The organism is Blastococcus goldschmidtiae, from assembly GCF_031845325.1.
In the GTDB taxonomy this organism is placed as follows: domain Bacteria; phylum Actinomycetota; class Actinomycetes; order Mycobacteriales; family Geodermatophilaceae; genus Blastococcus; species Blastococcus goldschmidtiae.
On sequence record NZ_JAVREI010000006.1, the window covers coordinates 90,612 to 108,698 of the forward strand.

Here is an 18,087-nt window from a genome sequence, read left to right on the forward strand (position 1 = left end):
GTGACGAGCGCCAGCGAGGAGGCCCCGTGAACGGGCCGGTGCTCGAGGTCCGCGGGCTGGAGATCGACTTCGTGCAGTACGAGCGGGGCCTGCGGCGGCGAACGGTGCACGCGCTGACCGGCATGGACCTCACCGCTGTCGCTGGGGAGGTCGTCGCGCTGGTCGGCGCCAGTGGCGCGGGCAAGAGCCTGCTGGCGCACGCGGTGCTGGGCCTGCTGCCGCCCAACGCCGTCGAGCGCGGGGACGTGCTGCTGGACGGCGAGCGGCTCGACCCGGCCGCCCGCCGCCGGCACGCGGGCAGGGGCATGACCCTGCTCCCGCAGGCGGCCGGCTTCCTCGATCCGCTCAGCCCGGTGGGCCGCCAGGTGCGCCGCTCGGCGCAGCTCGCCGGCTCCGCAGACCCCCGGCGCGCGGCGGCCGACGCCCTCGAACGCAGGGGGCTCGGCCCGGAGGTGCTGGGCCGCTACCCCCACGAGCTCTCCGGGGGCATGGCTCGGCGGGTGCTGGTCGCCATGGCCACCCTGGGCGATCCGCGCGTGCTGATCGCCGACGAGCCGACGACGGGCCTGCCGCCCGCCGAGGTCCGGCGGACCCTGGGGGAGCTGCGCACCATGGCCGACGACGGCTGCGCGGTCGTCCTCATCACCCACGAGCTCCGGGCGGCGGTCGAGGTGGCCCACCGCGTCGTCATCTGCCGCGACGGGCGCACGGTCGACGTCGCCGACCCGGCCGCCTTCACCGGCGACGGCGACGCGCTCACCCATCCGTTCACCCGGGCGCTGTGGCAGGCGCTCCCGGGCAACGGGTTCCGCGTGGCGGAAGGAGTCTGATGCTGCAGGCCGAGGGGATCTGGTTCCGCTACGCGCGCGACCGCCCGTGGGTGCTCGCCGGGGTGGATCTCGGGATCGCCCCGGGTGAGGTGGTCGGGCTCTGCGGACCGAGCGGGGGCGGCAAGAGCACGTTGGGCCGGGTGCTGGCCGGTCACCTGCGGCCCGACCGTGGCCTGGTCACGGTCGACGGCGTGGCGCCGCACAGCCGTCGGGCGCCGCACCCCGTGCAGCTGGTGCTGCAGCAGCCCGAGCGCGCCATCGACCCGCGCTGGCGGGTGCGGCAGGCGCTGGCCGCCACCGGAGCGCAGCTGGAGGGAGTGGACGAGCGGCTCGTCCACCCCAGCTGGCTGGACCGCTATCCGCACGAGATCAGCGGCGGCGAGCTGCAGCGGGTGAACCTGGCCCGGGCGCTCCTGACCCGGCCGCGCTACCTCGTCGCCGACGAGATCAGCGCCAGCCTCGACGCCGTGACCCAGGCACGCATCTGGACGCTGCTGCTCGAGCACTGCCGGGAGGCCGGCATCGGCGTCCTGGCGATCTCCCACGACCGGCCGCTGCTGGAGACCGTGGCCGGCCGGGTCCTGGACTGGACGGCGGTCCCGTTCGGCTCCGGCCAGGACGGCTAGGAGATCAGCTCGCCGGCGGCGATCATCCGGCTGAGCGTCTCCACCCACGCGGCCTGCACCGCGGCCGGCTGCCCGTCCACGACGGCACGGGCGCCGTCGTCGGCGGCGCCGTCCTGGGCGAGGGTCTCGAAGCTCAGGCGGAACAACATGTCGGTGATCGTCTGGGGAGGCAGTCCGGCATCCACGAGGGGCTGCAGGATCCACTGTCGCGGGTCCACGGCAGGTGTTCGCAGCGGAACCCCTTCCTGGATGCACCCGTCCCACCGAAAAGTGGACCGACTACACCGGTTGTGCCCAATGCAATCGGCGGGCCGCCGATAGTCCGCGCGTGACCACTCCTCTCGCAGAGCCGACGACGTCCGGACGCAGCGGCTTCTGGGCCGGCATTCCCCGCGGCGCACGGCTGGACGAGGTCCACTTCGTCAGCCGGCACCGGATCATCTCCGCCGTCCTGGCGGCCCACCCGCCGGTGCTCGCCGCGATCGGGCTCACCCGCGGGGTCGGCGGGTCGGCGCCGACGTGCTCGTGCACGTCAGCGGTGGTCTCACCGACATGCACATCTGGTTCTACGCGCTGCTGGCGCTGGTGGCGCTCTACCAGATGTGGACGCCGTTCCTGCTGGCCGTCGGGTTCGTCGCCGTCCACCACGCGGCCATGAGCCTGTGGCTGCCGGAGTCGGTCTTCTCCACCCACGAGGCGCAGCACAACCCGCTCGCCTTCGCCCTGCTGCACGCCATCTTCCTGCTGGCCGAGGCCACGTTCCTGGCCTACGGGTGGAAGTACACCGAGGAGGCCGACCGTGGCCGCCGGGCCGAGCAGCGACGGGCCGAGGAGCAGACGCTCGCCCAGGCCGCCGCCCAGGCCGAGTTGGTCGACGCGGGACGCCGGCTCGACGACAACGTGGGGACGGCGACCTCGGTCATGGCCGGACCCCGCGCGGCGATCGGCGAGATCGCCGCGGCGACCAGCTCCGCCACCACGACGGCGAGCCAGGCCAGCGCGGGCTCGCGGGAGAGTGCGGGCACGGTCGAGCGGCTCGCGGCGACGATGGCCGAGATCGACCAGATCGCGGGCAGCATCTCGACCATCGCCGACCAGACCAATCTGCTCGCGCTCAACGCGACCATCGAGGCGGCCCGCGCGGGTGAGGCCGGCAAGGGGTTCGCCGTCGTCGCGGGCGAGGTGAAGGGCCTGGCGGGGAAGACCGCCAAGGCGACCGAGCGGATCCGCCGCGTCGTCGACGCCGTGCGTGGGGACGTCGACGCGGCCGGTGCATCGCTGGCGAGCGTGCAGGACGTCATCCAGGGCGTCGTCGAGGCGCAGACCACGATCGCCGCCGCCGTCGAGGAGCAGAGCGCGTCCACGGCACAGGCGCGGGAGGCGATCGTCGGGGCCTCGCACGAGGCCAGCCGCATGGCCGCGGACCTGCAGCGCATCGTGGACGGCGTCTGAGGGCAGGCGGGCCGCGCGCGTCCGCTGCCGTCGCCCGTGCCCTGGTACGCGCAGGTGACGCGAAGCTGACCAGCGAACTGCTGGTTACCGGCGGGTAAGTCGGCGGTGAACGCGAGATGTGCTGCGTACTACGCTCCGCGCCGTGATCCGCCGCCTCGGGCCCCCGCTCGCCGCCGTCCTCGCCCTCTCCGGCCTCGCCGCCTGCTCCGACGGGTCGTCGCCCGCCGACACGGAGACTGCCGCCGCCGCGAACCGGCCGGCCGACGAGGTGCAGGAGGTCGCCTGGGAGAAGGTGGCCACCCCCGACGAGTGCCGGTGCAGCGACGGGTCGGAGTTCCACTACTGGCAGCACGAGGGCGACCCGGCCAAGGTGCTGTTCGTCCTCGAGGGCGGCGGTGCGTGCTTCAGCGCGGAGACCTGCGGCTCCGCCGACGGGACGTCGAAGCCCAGCCTCGCGTCCGACCTGGCCGACGAGCCCGGCTACGTCTACCGCGACGGGACGCCGACGCCGGCCACCCGGGGCCTGGTCGACGTCGGCGACCCCGCCAACCCGCTGTTCGGCTACAGCGTCGTGTTCGTGCCGTACTGCACCGGCGACCTGCACCTCGGCGACAACACCCAGGACTACGGCGGCGGCGTCGTCGTCGTCGAGCACAAGGGCCGGGTGAACGCCACGACCGCCCTGGAGGGCATGGCGGCGTCCTTCCCCGACGCGGAGCAGGTCGTCGTCCTGGGCTTCAGCGCCGGTTCGGCCGGTGCTCCGCTGTACGGCGGGCTGGCCCACGACCTGCTGCCGGACGCCGACATCAAGGTGATCTCGGACGGGTCGGGCGCGTACCCGGGCGACGAGCTCATCACGGGGGCCATCGGTGGTCTCTGGGGCATTTTCGGCAACCTCCCGCAGTGGCCCGAGAGCGCCGGTGAGCCGCAGTCGGCGTGGTCGCTGCCCGGCCTGTTCGTGCAGGCCGGCCGGCACGTCCCCGGCATCGGCCTGGCGACGATCGACACCGCCGAGGACGAGGTGCAGCGCGAGTTCACCGAGCTGATCGGGTTCGGCGACACGCCCCTGCTCGAGCTCATCACCGACAACCACGAGTACATCGAGGGCAACGGCGTCGAGCTCAGCTCCTGGGTGGGCCCGGGCGACCAGCACGTCAGCACCGCCGGGGACGACGTGCTCTACGGCAGCGAGGTCGAGGGCACAGAGCTGGTCGACTGGATCGGTGACTTCCTCGCCGGGGAGGACGTCGACGACGTCCGCTGCCCGGACTGCGCCTGACCCGCCGCCGCGCTGGGATCAGGGAACCTGATCACAGCGCGTCCTCCCTCACGGTGGGCGGTGAGGGAGGACGCAGCACGGATCGGGGTCTCTGATCGTGGCGGGCCGCCGACGGGGGCCCGCTCGCTCTGGGACGATGGGCGAACGGCCCCCGTCCGGCCGCCCCCGTACCGGCTCGCCGCCGAGCCCGATCCGAGCACTGCTCGCCAGGAGTGAACCGATGTTCCGCCGTACCGCCTCCCGAGCGCTGCTCGCCGTCGTCCTGTCCGTCTCCCTGGCCGCCTGCGGCGAATCGGAGGACAGCACCGGCGCCGCCGCGGAGATCTCGACCGACCTCTCCGAGAAGCCTGAGGTGCCTGCGTCGGACGAGCCCGCGCCCGACGAGCTCGTGATCGACGACATCGTCGAGGGTGACGGCGACGAGGCGGTCGAGGGCTCGACCGCCTCGGTCAAGTACGTGGGCGCCTTCTACGAGTCCGGCGAGGAGTTCGACTCCTCCTGGAGCGGCGGCCCGGACGAGACGATCGAGGTACCGCTGGGTGGCGGTCGCGTCATCCCCGGCTTCGAGCAGGGCATCGAGGGCATGCAGGTCGGGGGCCGCCGGATGATCACCATCCCCAGCGACCTCGGCTACGGCGACGAGGACCGGGGCCCGATCCCTGGCGGGTCCACGCTGGTCTTCGTCATGGACCTGGTCGAGGTCACCGACTGACCCGCGCGCGCCGGGGCGGCTGAGCCGGCGGGGTCGGCCAGCGCGACGACGGCGCCGACGACCCACACCGCGGGCGGTCGCACGGAGTGCTCGACGAGCGTGGTCCCGAGGGCGGCCAGCGTCGTTCGCAGGGTGCGCTCGCGCCCCGTCGTGCCCTCGACCACCACGGCGACCGGGGTGTCCGGTGCGCGGCCGTGCTCGACGAGCGCCCGCGCGATCGCGGGCGCGGTCTCCACGCCCATGAGCACGACGACCGTGCCACGCAGCCGCCCGATCGCCGACCAGTCGACCAGCGACTGGGGGTGCCCCGGGGGGAGGTGCCCGGAGACGACGACGAACTCGTGGGTCAGCCCGCGGTGGGTCACCGGGATGCCGGCGATGCCCGGGACCCCGACGGCGCTGGTCACGCCCGGCACCACGTCGACCGGGACGCCGGCGGCCGCGCACGCGAGCACCTCCTCCATGCCGCGGCCGAAGACGAACGGGTCCCCGCCCTTGAGCCGCACGACCCGTTTGCCCGCGAGGGCGCGGGAGACCAGGACCGCGTTGATCTCCTCCTGCGGCATGGCGCGGCCGCGGGGCAGCTTCGAGGCGTCCACGATCTCGACGTCGGAGCGGAGGCCGGCCAGCAGCGAGCGGGGGCCCAGGTTGTCGACGACGACGACGTCGGCCTCCGACAGCGCCTGCCGGCCCCGGACGGTGATCAGCCCGGGATCACCCGGGCCGCCGCCCACGAGCACGACCCGCCCGGCGGCGCCGGCCGGCGTCCCCTCCTCGACGTCCGCCGGCACGGGGCAGGCGGAGGATGTCTCCGCCGCGCCGGCGCGGGTGCAGAAGACGCGGGAGCGTTCGGCCTCGGCGGCGACGGACCCGTCCACCGCCGGATCCCCGGTCGCGGTGACGGCGTACCAGGCGGCCTCCAGGTCGCCGGGCGCGTAGGGCCGGAGCAGCCAGGTCAGCGCGCCCGAGCCGGCGAGCGACTCCAGCGCGGGCACGACGGCGGGGCTGACGACGGTCACCTCCGCGCCGGCGTCGAGCAGACCGACGGCCGCCCGGTAGGCGGTCGCACCGCCCCCGACGACGACCACGCGCCGGCCGTCCAGGTGCAGGTCGACCGGGTGCAGCGGTGCGGACGGGTGGGGCAGCGACGGGGTGCTCACGGCACCTCCTCGGGGGTCGGAGCGGCGCGGACGACGTCGGTGAGGGCCGCGGCGAAGGGGAGCGAGACCTCGGGCCGGCGCACCGCGACCCGCAGGTGGTCGCCGGTCAGGCCGGGGAAGGTGTCCCCGCGGCGCACCGCCCAGCCGCACCGGCGGAGCTCCTCGCGCACCCGGAGCCCGTCGGGGACGCGCAGCAGCACGAACGAGGAACGGGGACTGCCCTCGACCACCACCGACGGCGGCAGGTCGGCCAGCAGCGTCGCGCGCCAGGTCTCCAGGTCGTGCGCGGCGGCCTCGGCCTCGGCGCGGGCAGCCGGCGTGCTGCAGGCGGCCAGTGCGGCGAGCGCAGGCGTGGAGACCGGCCAGTGCGGCTGCTGCGCGGCCAGCCTCGCGATCAGGGCCGCCGGGCCCAGCGCGTACCCGACCCGCAGCCCGGCCAGACCCCAGGTCTTGGTCAGGCTGCGCACCACCAGCACCCCGGGCAGGTCCCGCCGGGCGGCCAGCGACGCCGGCTCGCCGGGGACCGTGTCGGCGAACGCCTCGTCGACGACCAGCACCCGGCCCGGCCGCGCCAGGGCGGCGACGGCGTCGGCCGGGTGCAGCACCGACGTCGGGTTCGTCGGGTTGCCCAGCACCACGAGGTCGGCGTCCTCCGGCACGGCGGTGGGGTCCAGCCGCCAGCCGTCGTCCCCGCGCAGCTGCACCCGGGTGACCGGGTGCCCGGCTGCCCGCAGCGCCACCTCCGGCTCGGTGAACGAGGGGTGGACGACGGCGGCGAGCCGGGGTCGCAGCGCCCGGGCGACGAGGACGAAGACCTCGGCCGCGCCGGCCGCGAGCAGCACCTCGTCCTCGGGGCGGCCGTGCGCGGCGGCGACCGCGGCCCGGGCGGGGGCCGGGTCCGGGTAGGACGCGGCGGCGTCGACCGACGCGTGCAGGACGGCGCGCAGCCAGGCCGGCGGTGCGTCGGCGCGGACGTTGACGGCGAGGTCGACCAGCCCGTCCGCGAGCTCCGCGTCGCCGTGGTGGGAGAGGTCGGTCACGGGACCGGCTCATCGGAGGCCACCGCGACGGTCACGCGGCCGCAGACCGTCCTCGGCACCACGAGGGAACCGCCGTGCAGCAGGGCCGCGGCCTCGGCCACCGAACCGGTCCCGACGGCGTCCGCCACCCGGGCCGACGCCGTCGGGGTCCGGACCTGGGCGAGCGCCGTCGCCGGGTGGCCGACCAGCGACCAGCCGCGTGCGCTGGCGGCCTCCCGCAGTCCCGGCTCCTGCGCCCGCGCCGCGAGGGTGGCCAGCCGCACGGCGCCGGCTCCCGTGGGCAGCACCGCGTCGACCGCGGCGAGCACCTCCTCGGCGCTCACACCGGACCTTGCACCGATCCCGACCGTGATCACGACGGCACACCGGGGCGGTCGGGGAGCACGGCGAGCAGCCCGGCAGCATCGCGGGGGAGCGGTCCCTCGGGCAGCAGGCCGAGGGCGCGGAGCCGGGTGCCGACGGTCAGCGCCCACGGCCGGTCCAGCCGGGCCCGGGCGAGCAGGTCGTCGTCGCCCAGCAGGTCCTCGGGGGAGCCCTGGACCACCCGGCGGTCGACCACCACCGCCACCTCGTCGGCCCAGCGCAGCGCCAGGTCGACGTCGTGGGTGCTCATCACCACCGTGGCGTCGTGCTCCTGCAGGCGGTGCAACGCGGCCAGCGTCTCCGCGACGGCCGACGGGTCCAGGCCGGCCGTCGGCTCGTCGAGCAGCAGCACGCAGGGCCGCATGGCCACCGCTCCGGCGATCGCCACCCGCTTGCGCTCCCCGTAGGAGAGCTGGTGGGTCGGCCGGGCGGCCAGGCCGTCGACGGCCAGCAGCTGCAGCGCCTCGGCCACCCGGGTGCGCACCTCGTCCTCGGGCAGGCCGAGGTTGAGCGGCCCGAAGGAGACGTCCTGGGCCACCGACGCGCTGAACAGCTGGTCGTCGGGGTCCTGCAGCACCAGCTGCACCTCCTGGCGGTGCGCCCGCAGCGCCCGGCGGCCGTAGGTGAGCCGGGCGCCGTCCACGGCCACTTCCCCGGCCGCGGGCACCAGGGCGCCCGAGAGGCAGCGCAGCAGGGTGGTCTTGCCCGAGCCGTTGGCGCCGAGCACCGCCAGCCGGCGGCCGGCCGGCACGTCCAGCGAGGCACCTTCCAGCACGGGCCGGCCGCGCTCGTACCCGGCCACGAGGCCGGTGGCGGCGAGCGTCCGGTGGCTCACGCCAGCACCGCCGACGTCGCGACGATGGCGGCCAGCCCGGCGGCGGTGGCGGCGAGGAAGAGCCGGGAGGAGGGCAGCACCTCGGGCAGCACCCGCAGCGAGCCCTCCATGCCGCGGCCGGTCAGGCCCTCCTGCATCCGGCGGGCGCGGTCCCAGGAGCGGGTGAGCACGGCGGCGGCCAGCAGCCCCGAGGAGCGGTAGGAGCGGCGCAGCGACGAGTGGCCCATCCGCGCGGCCTGCGCCTCGCGGATGGTGCGGAGGCTGTCGAGCAGCACGAACAGCATCCGGTACGTGACGGAGGCGACCTCCACGACGGCGGCGGGCACCCGGGCCCGCCGGAGCGCGGGCAGCAGGTCCGACATCGGCGTCGTGGTGGCGAGCAGCAGCACGGCGGCGCTGCCGGCCAGTGCGTGGCCGACCAGGGAGCCCGCGCGGGCCGCCGCGTCCGGCGCCCACCCGGGCCCGCCGCTGCCGACCTCGACCACGGCGGTGACCGCGCCGACCGCCACGAAGGCCAGCGGCCAGCGGACCGCCCGGCCGAAGGTGCGGGCGGGCACCCGGGCCGGCCCGAGGGCGAGCGCGACGGCGACGACGGCGACCAGCGCGCTGCCGGGCCACGCCGGCAGCACGAGAGCGGTGACGACGAGGCCGCCGCAGAGCAGCACCTTGTCGCCGGGCGCACGCCGGCGCCAGGCGCTGGCCCACGCCGCGTCGTCGACGGCCAGACCGGTCACTGCTCGCCGGCTCCCGCAGCGGCCGCCGGGGACGTCGTCCGCCGGCCGCGCAGCCGGCCCAGCACGTAGCCGAGCACGCCTCCGCCGAGTGCGGCCTGCAGGGCGAACAGCCCCGACTCGACCTCGCCGGCCGGGCTGAACAGCGAGTCGAACCACGGGGTGTAGCCCTCGGCCTCGAGCTGCTCGGTGACCGCGGCGTCCGTGCCACCGAACTGCGACGTCCCGCCGTCGATCAGCAGCGGGACGGCGAAGAGGGCGACCACGGCGAGGACGAGCAGCGCGGTGACCAGCCTGCGGCGGGTCACGCGGCACCTCCGGTGGTGGCGCGCGGAGCCGGCGTCAGCACGCCCAGCCGCTCGAGCTCGGGCCGGGCGTTGACGGTGAGCACCCGGAACAGCAGCACGCCCAGGAGGCCCTCGCCGATGGCCAGCGGGACCTGGGTCACCGCGAAGACGCCCAGGAACTTGAGCAGCGCACCGGCCAGTCCGCTCTCCGCATCGGGGAAGGCCAGCGCCAGCTGGACCGACGTCGTCACGTAGGTGGCCAGGTCGGCCAGCGCGACGCCGGCGAAGACGGCGGGCAGCAGGCCGGCCCCGGCGGCACGGGTCAGCCGGTAGGCGCCGTACCCGGCCCACGGCCCGACCACGGCGAAGGCGAACGCGTTGGCGCCCAGGGTGGTCAGCCCGCCGTGCGCGAGCAGGAGCGCCTGGAACAGCAGGACGACGGTGCCCAGCAGCGCCATCACCGGGGGCCGGAACAGGATGGCGCCGGGGCCGGTGCCGGTCGGGTGGCTGGAACTGCCGGTGACCGAGGGCAGCTTGATCGCGCTCAGCACGAAGGTGAACGCCCCGGCCGCTCCCAGCAGCAGCGTCGACTCCGGGTTCTCGCGCACCTCCGTGACCACGGCGCGAGCGCCGTGCACCACGAAAGGGGCGGCGGCGATGGTCCAGCCGGCCGCGTGCCCGGCCGGGAGGAAACCTTCAGCGATGTGCACGGACGTTCTCCGATCGGGACGCGGGAGCGCAGGAGGCGACGAAGTGCGAGGCCAGGGAGGGGCTGCCGGCCCAGTGGAGGTGCAGGTAGGAGGCGTGCACGCTGCCCGTCACGAAGCCCTCGGGGCCGGCCTCCGACCACTGCCACGCGCCGGCTGCACCGGCCGGCGGGTCGGCGTGCGTGCGGTGGAACTCGTGGCCGCGCACCCGGGTCCCGGCCGGCGCGAGCACCGAGTCGGTGACGGCGACCGCGGCCCGGTAGCCCAGCGTCAGCCGGGGCGACATCGCCGTCGCCACGTCCAGGACGCCGCACATCGGCAGGCCCTCCAGCTCGCGGGCCAGGTAGAGCAGCCCGGCGCACTCGGCGGCGACCGGTGCGCCGCCGGCCGCGAGGGCCGCGACGTCGGCGCGCAGCGAGGCGTTGGCCGACAGGTCCGCGGCGTGCACCTCGGGGAAGCCGCCGCCGACGACGAGCCCGGCGGTGCCCGGCGGCAGCGCCTCGTCGCGCAGCGGGTCGACGACGACGACCTCGGCGCCCGCCGCCTCGAGCAGCTCGGTGGTCTCCGCGTAGCCGAAGGTGAAGGCGGGGCCGCCCGCGACGGCGATCCGGGGCCGGCCCGCTGCGGGGGTGACCTCGGCGGCCGGGTCCCAGGGGGCTGCGTCGAGCGGAGGAGCCGAGCGCGCCAGGGCGAGGACGGCGTCCAGGTCGACGGACGCGGCCACGACCTCGCCGAGACCCCGGACCGTGGCCAGCGCCTCGCCGGACCGCTCGGCCGCCGGGATCAGCCCGAGGTGCCGGGAGGGCGTGTGGAGCTGCTCCAACCGGCGGACCGCCCCGAGCACCGGCACACCGGCGGAGGCGAGCGCCTCGCGCAGGATCGCCTCGTGCCGGTCGCTGCCGACCCGGTTGAGGACGACGCCGCCGAGCCGGACGCCGGGGTCGAAGGTGGCGAACCCGTGCACGAGCGCCGCCACCGACCGCGCCTGCGAGGAGCCGTCCACGACGAGGACGACGGGGGCCGCCAGCAGCCGCGCGACGTGCGCGGTGGAGGAGAAGCCCGTCTCGACCGAGGGGTGGCTGGCGCCGTCGAACAGGCCCATCACGCCCTCGACGACGGCGAGGTCGGCCGGGCGCGGGTGCAGGGCGCCGCGCAGGAACATCGGGGCGATGCGCTGCTCGCCGACCATCCACGGGTCCAGGTTGCGGCCCGGGCGGCCGGCCGCGAGGGCGTGGTAGCCGGGGTCGATGTAGTCGGGGCCGACCTTGTGCGGGGAGACGGCGAGGCCGCGGGCGGTGAGGGCGGCGATGAGCCCGGTCGCCACCGAGGTCTTGCCGGCGTTGCTGCTCGGCGCGGCCACGACCACCCGCGGAACGGTCACCACGCCGACTCCCCGTTGATCATCGTCATGTGGCTCGCAGCGCCCGGCGTGTCGACCGCCAGACGACGATGATCGATCCGGGCGCGGCGCGGGAGGCGGGTCACCATTCGATCCCCCGCTGGCCCTTCTGGCCGGCGTCCATCGGGTGCTTGACCTTGGTCATCTCCACCACCAGGTCAGCGGCCTCGAGCAGCGCGGGATGCGCGTTCCGGCCGGTGATCACCACGTGCTGCGCGCCGGGCCGGTTCCGCAGCGTCTCGACGACATCGTCGACGTCCACCCAGCCCCACTTCATGGGATAGGTGAACTCGTCGAGCACGTAGAAGCGGTGCGCCTCCGCGGCGAGGTCGCGCTTGATCTGCGCCCAGCCCTCGGCGGCGTCGGCGGCGTGGTCGGTCTCGGTGCCGGCGCGGCGCGACCAGCTCCAGCCGCTGCCCATCTTGTGCCAGACGACCGGGCCACCTTCGCCGGTCTGCTCGTGCAGCCGACCCAGCGCGGTGAGGGCGTTCTCCTCGCCGACCTTCCACTTGGCGCTCTTGACGAACTGGTAGACCGCGATCGACCAGCCCTGGTTCCAGGCGCGCATCGCCATGCCGAACGCGGCGGTGGACTTGCCCTTCATCTCGCCGGTGTGCACCACCAGCAGCGGCCGGTTGCGGCGCTGCCGGGTGCTCAGCCCGTCCTGCGGGACGACCGGCACCTGACCCTGGGGCACTAGTCCTCCTCGCTGGCGCTCGTCGGCCGAGTGCCCCGGCACGCTCCGTCCACGGGTGAGCTCGCACGCTCGCTCACCTAGGCCGCCCTGGCGCTGCGGACGGTGGCGGCGAGCGCGTCGGCGCCGAGCTCCTCCAGGCGCAGGGTCTCCGCGCCGAGCGCCGTTCCCAGTGCCCCGGCCAGGCCGAGCCGGACGGGCCCGGACTCGCAGTCGACCACGACCGCGGCGGTTCCGGCTGCGGCCAGCAGCATCGCTGCCGCCCGGGCCTCGGCCAGCGATCCACTGCCCCGCGTACCGGTGGCCCGCCCGTCGGTGACGACGACGAGCAGCGGGCGGCGCTTCGGATCGCGGATCCGTTCCAGCCGGAGGACGCGGTGCGCCTCCAGCAGCCCCGCGGCCAGCGGGGTCCGTCCGCCGGTGGGCAGGTCGGTCAGCCGCGCGGCCGCCGCCTCCACCGACCAGGTGGGCGGGAGCGCGAGCTCCGCCGTGGCACCGCGGAAGGTGACCATGCCGACCTTGTCGCGACGCTGGTAGGCGTCGAGGAGCAGCGACAGCACCGCCCCCTTGACCGCGGCCATCCGGGCCCGGGAGCCCATCGAGCCGCTGGCGTCGACCACGAAGAGGACGAGGTTGCCCTCGCGGCCCTCGACGGTGGCCTGGCGAAGGTCCTCGCGGGCGATCCGCAGACCCGGACCGCTGCGGCCGCGGGCCCGCTGGTGCGGTGCGGCGGCCAGCACGGTGGCGGTCAGGTGCAGCTTCGTGACGGCGCCGGTCGGGTGGCTGGAGCCGACGACCCGGCCTCGCTCCGAGCGGGCCCGCGACCGCCGGCCGGCCGCGCCGGCGCCGATGCCGGGCACCTCCAGTCGCCGCGCGCGGAACGGGTCGGACGGCGCGACCGCGGCCCGGTCGGGTGCGGGGGAGGCATCGACGTGGCCGCCGCCCTCGCCCCGGGGCGCCGTCGTCGGCTCGCCGCCCTCGGGGCCGTGCCGGCCGTCCTGGCCGGACTGCGAGCCGTCACCCGCGCCGTCCTCGCGGCCGTGGTGGCCGCCGTCGTCGCCGGACGAGCCGTCGCCGGGGGAGCCGTCGACCGGTGGCGGGCTGCCGCCGTCGGGGCCGCCGTCGGTGGGGTCGGTGCCCTCGGGCGGGGCGGGGTCGTCGTCGGGCGGGGAGTCGGGGCGGCTGTCGGACAGTGCCTGCTCCAGCGTCTCCTCGTCGAGCCCCGGGGCGTCGAAGGGGTTGCGACGGCGGCGGTGCGGCAGCGCAAGGCGGGCGGCGACCCGGACGTCGTCCTCGGTCACCTCGTCGCGGCCGCACCAGGCGGCGTGCGCGATCGCGGCGCGGGCGGTGACCAGGTCGGCGCGCAGCCCGTCGACGTCGAAGGCGGCGCACACCGCGGTCACCTGCTGCAGGGCGGCGTCGGAGAGGACCACGCGCGGCAGCCGGGCACGGGCGTCGGCGATGCGGGCGGCCAGCCCCGACTCCTCGGTCGACCACGTGGCCGCGAACCCGGCCGGATCGGCGTCGGAGGCGAACCGGCGGCGCACCACCTCGGCGCGCTCGGCGGGGTCGCGGGGCGCGGCCACCTCGACGGTCAGGCCGAAGCGGTCGAGCAGCTGCGGCCGCAGCTCGCCCTCCTCCGGGTTCATCGTCCCGACGAGCAGGAAACGGGCGGCGTGCCGGACGGAGACGCCCTCGCGCTCGACGTAGGCGGTGCCCATGGCCGCGGCGTCCAGCAGCAGGTCGACGAGGTGGTCGTGCAGCAGGTTGACCTCGTCGACGTACAGCACGCCCCGGTGCGCCGCGGCCAGCAGGCCGGGCTCGAACGCCTTCACGCCCTCGGTCAGTGCGCGCTCGAGGTCCAGCGAGCCGACGACCCGGTCCTCGGACGCACCCACGGGCAGCTCCACCAGCCGCGCGGGACGCACCGGGCCACCGGCGGTCGGCTCGTGCGGCCCGTCGGGGCACGCCGGATCAGGAGCGGCGGGGTCGCAGGCGAAGCGGCAGCCGGGCACCACGGCGACCGGCGGCAGCACCGCGGCCAGTGCGCGGACCGTCGTCGACTTCGCCGTGCCCTTCTCGCCGCGCACCAGCACGCCGCCGACGGCGGGGGAGACGGCGTTGAGGAGCAGGGCCAGCCGCATGTCGTCCATGCCGACGACGGCGCTGAAGGGGTAGGTCATGCGCGGATACGGCGCACGGAACACGCGTCCTCTCCCCGGGTGTCCACGCCCGGAGGTGGCAGGAGCGCGACGGCGGGAGTTCCTGACTCACCGGCCCGGAGGCCGGCTCACAGTGGCGGGACCGCGCCGGAATCTCACCGGGCTTCCTCCACTGCCGTCGCGTGTGGCGGCGCAATGAGACCACGACGCGACGGCGACGGCAAAGACCGGGCTCTCCCCGCGCGGCAGTTACCTAAGGCTCTGTTGACTTCCTAATGGCATGAGGAGAAGAGTCGTCGTCGTGACCGGAGCGGTACCCCTGGACCGTCGGCAGCGGCGTCGGCAGGAGACGATCGAGCAGGTGCTCGACGTCGCCGTCGAGGTGATGGCGGAGCACGGTGCCGCCGGGCTGACGCTCGGCGAGGTGGCCCGCCGGATGGGCGTCCGCCCGCCGTCCCTCTACGGGTACTTCGACGGCAAGCACGCTCTCTACGACGCCCTGTTCGAGCGTGGGTGGCGTGCCCTGCGGGAGACGCTGCGCGAGGCCGGGGCGACCGGGGAGGACACCGATCCGCTCGCCGCCCTGCGTGGCGGCACGGCCGTCCTGGTCCGCTGGGCCGTCGAGCACCCGGCCCACTCGGCGCTCATGTTCTGGCGTCCGGTGCCCGGCTTCGCGCCCTCGGCGCGCGCGTACGCGCCGGCCGTCGAACTGGACGCCGAGTCCCGTGCGCTCCTGGTCCGTCTGCGGGACGCCGGGCACCTCGCCGCGGACGTGGACATCGACCGCGCCTACCGCACCTGGACGGCGCTGGTCGGCGGGGTCATCTCCCAGCAGCTGTCCAACGCGCCGGGCGAACCGTTCGAGACCGGCTTCTTCACCGCCGTCCTGCCCGACGTCATGGACATGTGGCTGCGCCACCACCGAGAGATCCCATCCGCCCGCTGATCCGAGGAGGTCCGTCGTGACCGCTCCTGCTCCTGCTCTCTCCCGCCCGCGGACCGCCGCCCTGGACAGGGACACCGCCTACCGGCTCGCCGCCACCGAGTACGCACGCATCCACGCCGTCCTCCGGGACCTGTCGGCCGACGACTGGAACAGGTCCACGGACTGTCCCGGCTGGGACGTCACGGCGATGGCCGCGCACGTGCTCGGCATGGCGGAGATGGCCGCTTCGGTGCGCGAGATGGCCCGCCAGCAGCGGCTGGCCGGCAAGGCCGGCGGCGGCATCGACGCCCTGACCGACGTGCAGGTGCGCACGCACGCCGGTCTGGACGGACCGGCGATCGTGACCGCGCTGGAGACCACCACGCCCCGCGCCCTGCGGGGCCGGCGCCGGATGTCCCGGATCGCGGGCCGCGTGAAGCTGCCCGAGGAGCAGGTCATGGCGGACGTCCGCGAGTACTGGCGGATCGGCTTCCTGCTCGACGTGGTCCTGACCCGCGACGTGTGGATGCACCGCGTCGACGTGTGCCGCGCGACCGGTCACGAGCTGGAGCTCACCCCCGGGCACGACGGGGTCCTGGTCGCCGACGTCGTCGCCGAGTGGGCGCAGCGTCACGGCCGGCCCTACCGGTTGGTCCTGACCGGCCCGGCCGGGGGCCGGTGGTCCTCGGGAACGGGCGGAGAGGAGCTGGAGCTCGACGCGGTCGAGTTCTGCCGGGTGCTGTCGGGACGGGGGAGCGGGGCCGGTCTGCTCGGGCAGCAGGTCCCCTTCTGACCTCGCCCGTTCCCGGATCCGGCCGAGCGGCAGGGCCGGGCCGGTCGCGATCGGGGTGTCCATCGCCGCACATCGTGTCGACCGGCCTCACGGGCCCGTGCCTAGGATCGCCGGTCGTGCGTGCTGACGAGCGGGACGGAGCCGCGCCGGTCACCGTCGTGGGCATCGGCGCCGACGGGTGGGCCGGCCTGTCGTCGACCGCCCAGCGGGCGATCGAAGGCGCCGACGTGCTGCGCGGCAGCGACCGCCAGCTCGCCCTGGTGCCGCCGTCGGTGACCGCGGAACGGGTGCCCTGGCCCCGGCCCCTGGCGCCGGCGCTCGCCGGCCTCCGCGAGGCCCACCCCGGCCGCCGGGTGGTCGTGCTGGCCAGCGGCGACCCGATGTTCTCCGGAATCGGCACCTCGCTGGTCCGCGTGCTCGGGCCCCAGGCCGTCGACGTCGTCCCGCACCCGTCGTCGGTGACGCTGGCCTGTGCGCGGATGGGCTGGTCGGTGGAGGAGACCACCGTCGTCGCGGTCGTCGGCCGGCCGGTCGAGCTGCTGGGCCCGCACGTGACCCCGGGCCGCCGGCTGCTGGTGCTGGGCTCGGACGCCGAGTCACCCGCGGCGGTGGCGCACCGCCTGGCGGCGTGGGGCTACGGCGCCAGCAGGATCACGGCCCTGGCCCAGCTGGGCGGGCCGGGCGAGCGGCGGTTCACCGGCAGCGCCGTCGACTGGCCGCACGCCGAGACCGATCCTCTGGTGGTGACCGCCGTCGAGGTGGTCGCCGACCCGGGCACCGTGCCGCTGCCGACGACGCCGGGGCTGCCGGACGAGGCCTACGAGCACGACGGCCAGCTGACCAAGCGCGACGTCCGGGCCGTCACCCTCGCCCGGCTGGGTCCGCTGCCCGGTCAGCTGCTCTGGGACGTCGGCGCGGGCTCGGGGTCGATCGGCATCGAGTGGATGCGCACGCATACGTCCTGCCGGGCGGTCGCCGTGGAGAGCGCACCGGACCGGGCCGAGCGGATCGTGCGCAACGCCGGCCGGCTCGGGGTGCCCGATCTGCAGGTGGTGAAGGGCCGGGCGCCCGGGGCCCTGGCCGGGCTCGCCGTGCCCGACGCCGTCTTCGTGGGAGGCGGGGCGACCGTGCCCGGCGTGCTGGACGTCTGCTGGGAGGCCCTGCCCGCCGGCGGGCGCATGGTGGTCAACGCGGTCACGCTGGAGAGCGAGGCGGTGCTCGCCGACCGCTTCGCCCGTTCCGGTGGTGAGCTGGTGCGTGTCGGCATCGCGCACACGGTCCCGGTGGGCGGCTTCACCGGCTGGAAGCCGGCCATGCCCGTGACGATCTGGTCGGGAGTCAAGCCATGACGGTGCACTTCATCGGAGCGGGCCCGGGTGCCGCCGACCTGATCACGCTGCGGGCGGCGCGGATCATCGCCGCCGCGCCCGTCTGCCTCTACGCGGGCGCGCTGGTGCCGCGCGAGCTGCTGGACACCGCCCCGGCCGGAGCCCGGCTGGTCGACACCGCCGATCTCGACCTCGACCAGATCACCGCGGAGCTGGTCGCCGCGGACGAGGCCGGGCACGACGTCGCCCGGCTGCACTCCGGCGACCCGTCGGTGTACAGCGCGATGGCCGAGCAGATGCGCCGGCTCGACGCGGCCGGCGTGCCCTACGACGTCGTCCCCGGCGTGCCGGCGTTCGCCGCCGCGGCCGCGTCGCTCAAGCGGGAGCTGACCGTCCCCGGCGTCGGCCAGACGGTGATCCTGACCCGCACCTCGGCCCGCTCCACGCCGATGCCTCCCGGCGAGGACCTGGCCACGCTCGGCGCCTCGCGGGCGACCCTGGTGCTGCACCTGGCCGTGCAGCGGATCGCCGAGCTGGTGCCCGAGCTGGTCCCGCACTACGGCGCGGACTGCCCGGTGGCGGTGGTCGCCCGGGCCAGCCGGGACGACGAGCTGATCCTGCGGGGCACGCTCGACGACATCGCCGAGCAGGTCGAGACCGCCGGGGTGAAGCGGACGGCGGTGGTGATCGTCGGTGCGGTGCTGACCGCGGGGGAGTTCCCCGACAGCCACCTCTACTCGACGACGCGATGCCGCTGAGGGACC

Annotated in this window: 20 protein-coding genes and 1 riboswitch; of the genes, 9 read left to right on the plus strand and 11 right to left on the minus strand. The window is 75.8% G+C overall.

The window, feature by feature from the left end; all coding sequences use genetic code 11:
* Positions 1-26 precede the first annotated feature (26 nt).
* Positions 27-830, plus strand: coding sequence for an ATP-binding cassette domain-containing protein (locus RM425_RS10870; RefSeq protein WP_311345217.1), 804 nt, complete (start codon positions 27-29; stop codon positions 828-830).
* A complete protein-coding gene (locus RM425_RS10875; protein WP_311345218.1) occupies positions 830-1,456 on the plus strand; it encodes an ABC transporter ATP-binding protein in 627 nt (208 codons plus the stop codon). Before RM425_RS10870 ends, RM425_RS10875 begins: the two co-directional genes overlap by 1 nt.
* Here the strand turns inward: RM425_RS10875 and RM425_RS10880 are convergent.
* Positions 1,453-1,605 (minus strand): hypothetical protein, encoded by a 153-nt coding sequence (locus RM425_RS10880; protein WP_311345219.1) that lies wholly within the window; start codon positions 1,603-1,605, stop codon positions 1,453-1,455. The two genes, RM425_RS10875 and RM425_RS10880, sit on opposite strands and share 4 nt — an antisense overlap.
* 370 nt (positions 1,606-1,975) lie before the next feature.
* Here RM425_RS10880 and RM425_RS10885 point away from each other — a divergent pair, with 370 nt between their 5' ends.
* The 3 genes from RM425_RS10885 (at position 1,976) to RM425_RS10895 (ending at position 4,899) form a co-directional block, all read left to right on the plus strand.
* On the plus strand, positions 1,976-2,908 hold the full coding sequence (locus RM425_RS10885) for a methyl-accepting chemotaxis protein (protein WP_311345220.1): 933 nt from the start codon (positions 1,976-1,978) through the stop codon (positions 2,906-2,908).
* Between the two features lie 142 nt (positions 2,909-3,050).
* Positions 3,051-4,187, plus strand: a complete 1,137-nt coding sequence (locus RM425_RS10890; protein WP_311345221.1) for a pectin acetylesterase-family hydrolase — start codon at positions 3,051-3,053, stop codon at positions 4,185-4,187.
* A gap of 220 nt (positions 4,188-4,407) precedes the next feature.
* A complete protein-coding gene (locus RM425_RS10895) occupies positions 4,408-4,899 on the plus strand; it encodes an FKBP-type peptidyl-prolyl cis-trans isomerase (RefSeq protein WP_311345222.1) in 492 nt (163 codons plus the stop codon).
* Here RM425_RS10895 and cobA read toward each other — a convergent pair.
* The 10 genes from cobA to RM425_RS10945 form a co-directional block, all read right to left on the minus strand.
* Positions 4,818-6,059 carry a uroporphyrinogen-III C-methyltransferase gene (gene cobA / locus RM425_RS10900; RefSeq protein WP_311345223.1) on the minus strand — a complete coding sequence of 414 codons (1,242 nt, stop codon included), beginning with the start codon at positions 6,057-6,059 and terminating at the stop codon, positions 4,818-4,820. The two genes, RM425_RS10895 and cobA, sit on opposite strands and share 82 nt — an antisense overlap.
* Positions 6,056-7,099 (minus strand): Rv2231c family pyridoxal phosphate-dependent protein CobC, encoded by a 1,044-nt coding sequence (gene cobC, locus RM425_RS10905; protein WP_311345224.1) that lies wholly within the window; start codon positions 7,097-7,099, stop codon positions 6,056-6,058. Before cobC ends, cobA begins: the two co-directional genes overlap by 4 nt.
* A complete protein-coding gene (locus RM425_RS10910; RefSeq protein ID WP_396137041.1) occupies positions 7,096-7,422 on the minus strand; it encodes a cobalamin biosynthesis protein in 327 nt (108 codons plus the stop codon). The genes cobC and RM425_RS10910 overlap by 4 nt, the downstream gene beginning before the upstream one ends.
* 29 nt (positions 7,423-7,451) lie before the next feature.
* Positions 7,452-8,297, minus strand: coding sequence for an energy-coupling factor ABC transporter ATP-binding protein (locus tag RM425_RS10915; protein WP_311345226.1), 846 nt, complete (start codon positions 8,295-8,297; stop codon positions 7,452-7,454).
* Positions 8,294-9,031 carry a cobalt ECF transporter T component CbiQ gene (gene cbiQ, locus RM425_RS10920; protein WP_311345227.1) on the minus strand — a complete coding sequence of 246 codons (738 nt, stop codon included), beginning with the start codon at positions 9,029-9,031 and terminating at the stop codon, positions 8,294-8,296. The genes RM425_RS10915 and cbiQ overlap by 4 nt, the downstream gene beginning before the upstream one ends.
* On the minus strand, positions 9,028-9,336 hold the full coding sequence (locus RM425_RS10925) for an energy-coupling factor ABC transporter substrate-binding protein (protein ID WP_311345228.1): 309 nt from the start codon (positions 9,334-9,336) through the stop codon (positions 9,028-9,030). Before RM425_RS10925 ends, cbiQ begins: the two co-directional genes overlap by 4 nt.
* Positions 9,333-10,025 carry an energy-coupling factor ABC transporter permease gene (locus RM425_RS10930; protein ID WP_311345229.1) on the minus strand — a complete coding sequence of 231 codons (693 nt, stop codon included), beginning with the start codon at positions 10,023-10,025 and terminating at the stop codon, positions 9,333-9,335. The genes RM425_RS10925 and RM425_RS10930 overlap by 4 nt, the downstream gene beginning before the upstream one ends.
* Positions 10,012-11,406 carry a cobyrinate a,c-diamide synthase gene (locus RM425_RS10935; RefSeq protein ID WP_311345230.1) on the minus strand — a complete coding sequence of 465 codons (1,395 nt, stop codon included), beginning with the start codon at positions 11,404-11,406 and terminating at the stop codon, positions 10,012-10,014. The genes RM425_RS10930 and RM425_RS10935 overlap by 14 nt, the downstream gene beginning before the upstream one ends.
* Before the next feature lie 97 nt (positions 11,407-11,503).
* Complete coding sequence (gene cobO, locus RM425_RS10940; protein ID WP_311345231.1) at positions 11,504-12,118, minus strand: cob(I)yrinic acid a,c-diamide adenosyltransferase; 615 nt, start codon at positions 12,116-12,118, stop codon at positions 11,504-11,506.
* Between the two features lie 77 nt (positions 12,119-12,195).
* On the minus strand, positions 12,196-14,298 hold the full coding sequence (locus RM425_RS10945) for a putative cobaltochelatase (RefSeq protein WP_311345232.1): 2,103 nt from the start codon (positions 14,296-14,298) through the stop codon (positions 12,196-12,198).
* A 76-nt stretch (positions 14,299-14,374) separates the two neighbouring features.
* Positions 14,375-14,447: riboswitch (cobalamin riboswitch) on the minus strand.
* Positions 14,448-14,578: 131 nt separating this feature from the next.
* Between RM425_RS10945 and RM425_RS10950 the strand changes: the two genes are divergently transcribed.
* The 4 genes from RM425_RS10950 to cobM all read left to right on the plus strand — a co-directional run bounded on the left by RM425_RS10950 (position 14,579) and on the right by cobM (position 18,081).
* The gene (locus tag RM425_RS10950) at positions 14,579-15,223 is read left to right on the plus strand and encodes a TetR/AcrR family transcriptional regulator (protein WP_311345233.1); all 645 of its coding nucleotides are present in this window, start codon (positions 14,579-14,581) and stop codon (positions 15,221-15,223) included.
* Between the two features lie 16 nt (positions 15,224-15,239).
* Complete coding sequence (locus tag RM425_RS10955; RefSeq protein WP_311345234.1) at positions 15,240-15,995, plus strand: maleylpyruvate isomerase family mycothiol-dependent enzyme; 756 nt, start codon at positions 15,240-15,242, stop codon at positions 15,993-15,995.
* Between the two features lie 116 nt (positions 15,996-16,111).
* Positions 16,112-17,344 (plus strand): precorrin-6y C5,15-methyltransferase (decarboxylating) subunit CbiE, encoded by a 1,233-nt coding sequence (cbiE, locus tag RM425_RS10960; protein WP_311345235.1) that lies wholly within the window; start codon positions 16,112-16,114, stop codon positions 17,342-17,344.
* Positions 17,341-18,081, plus strand: coding sequence for a precorrin-4 C(11)-methyltransferase (cobM, locus tag RM425_RS10965; RefSeq protein ID WP_311345236.1), 741 nt, complete (start codon positions 17,341-17,343; stop codon positions 18,079-18,081). The genes cbiE and cobM overlap by 4 nt, the downstream gene beginning before the upstream one ends.
* Positions 18,082-18,087: the final 6 nt, after the last annotated feature.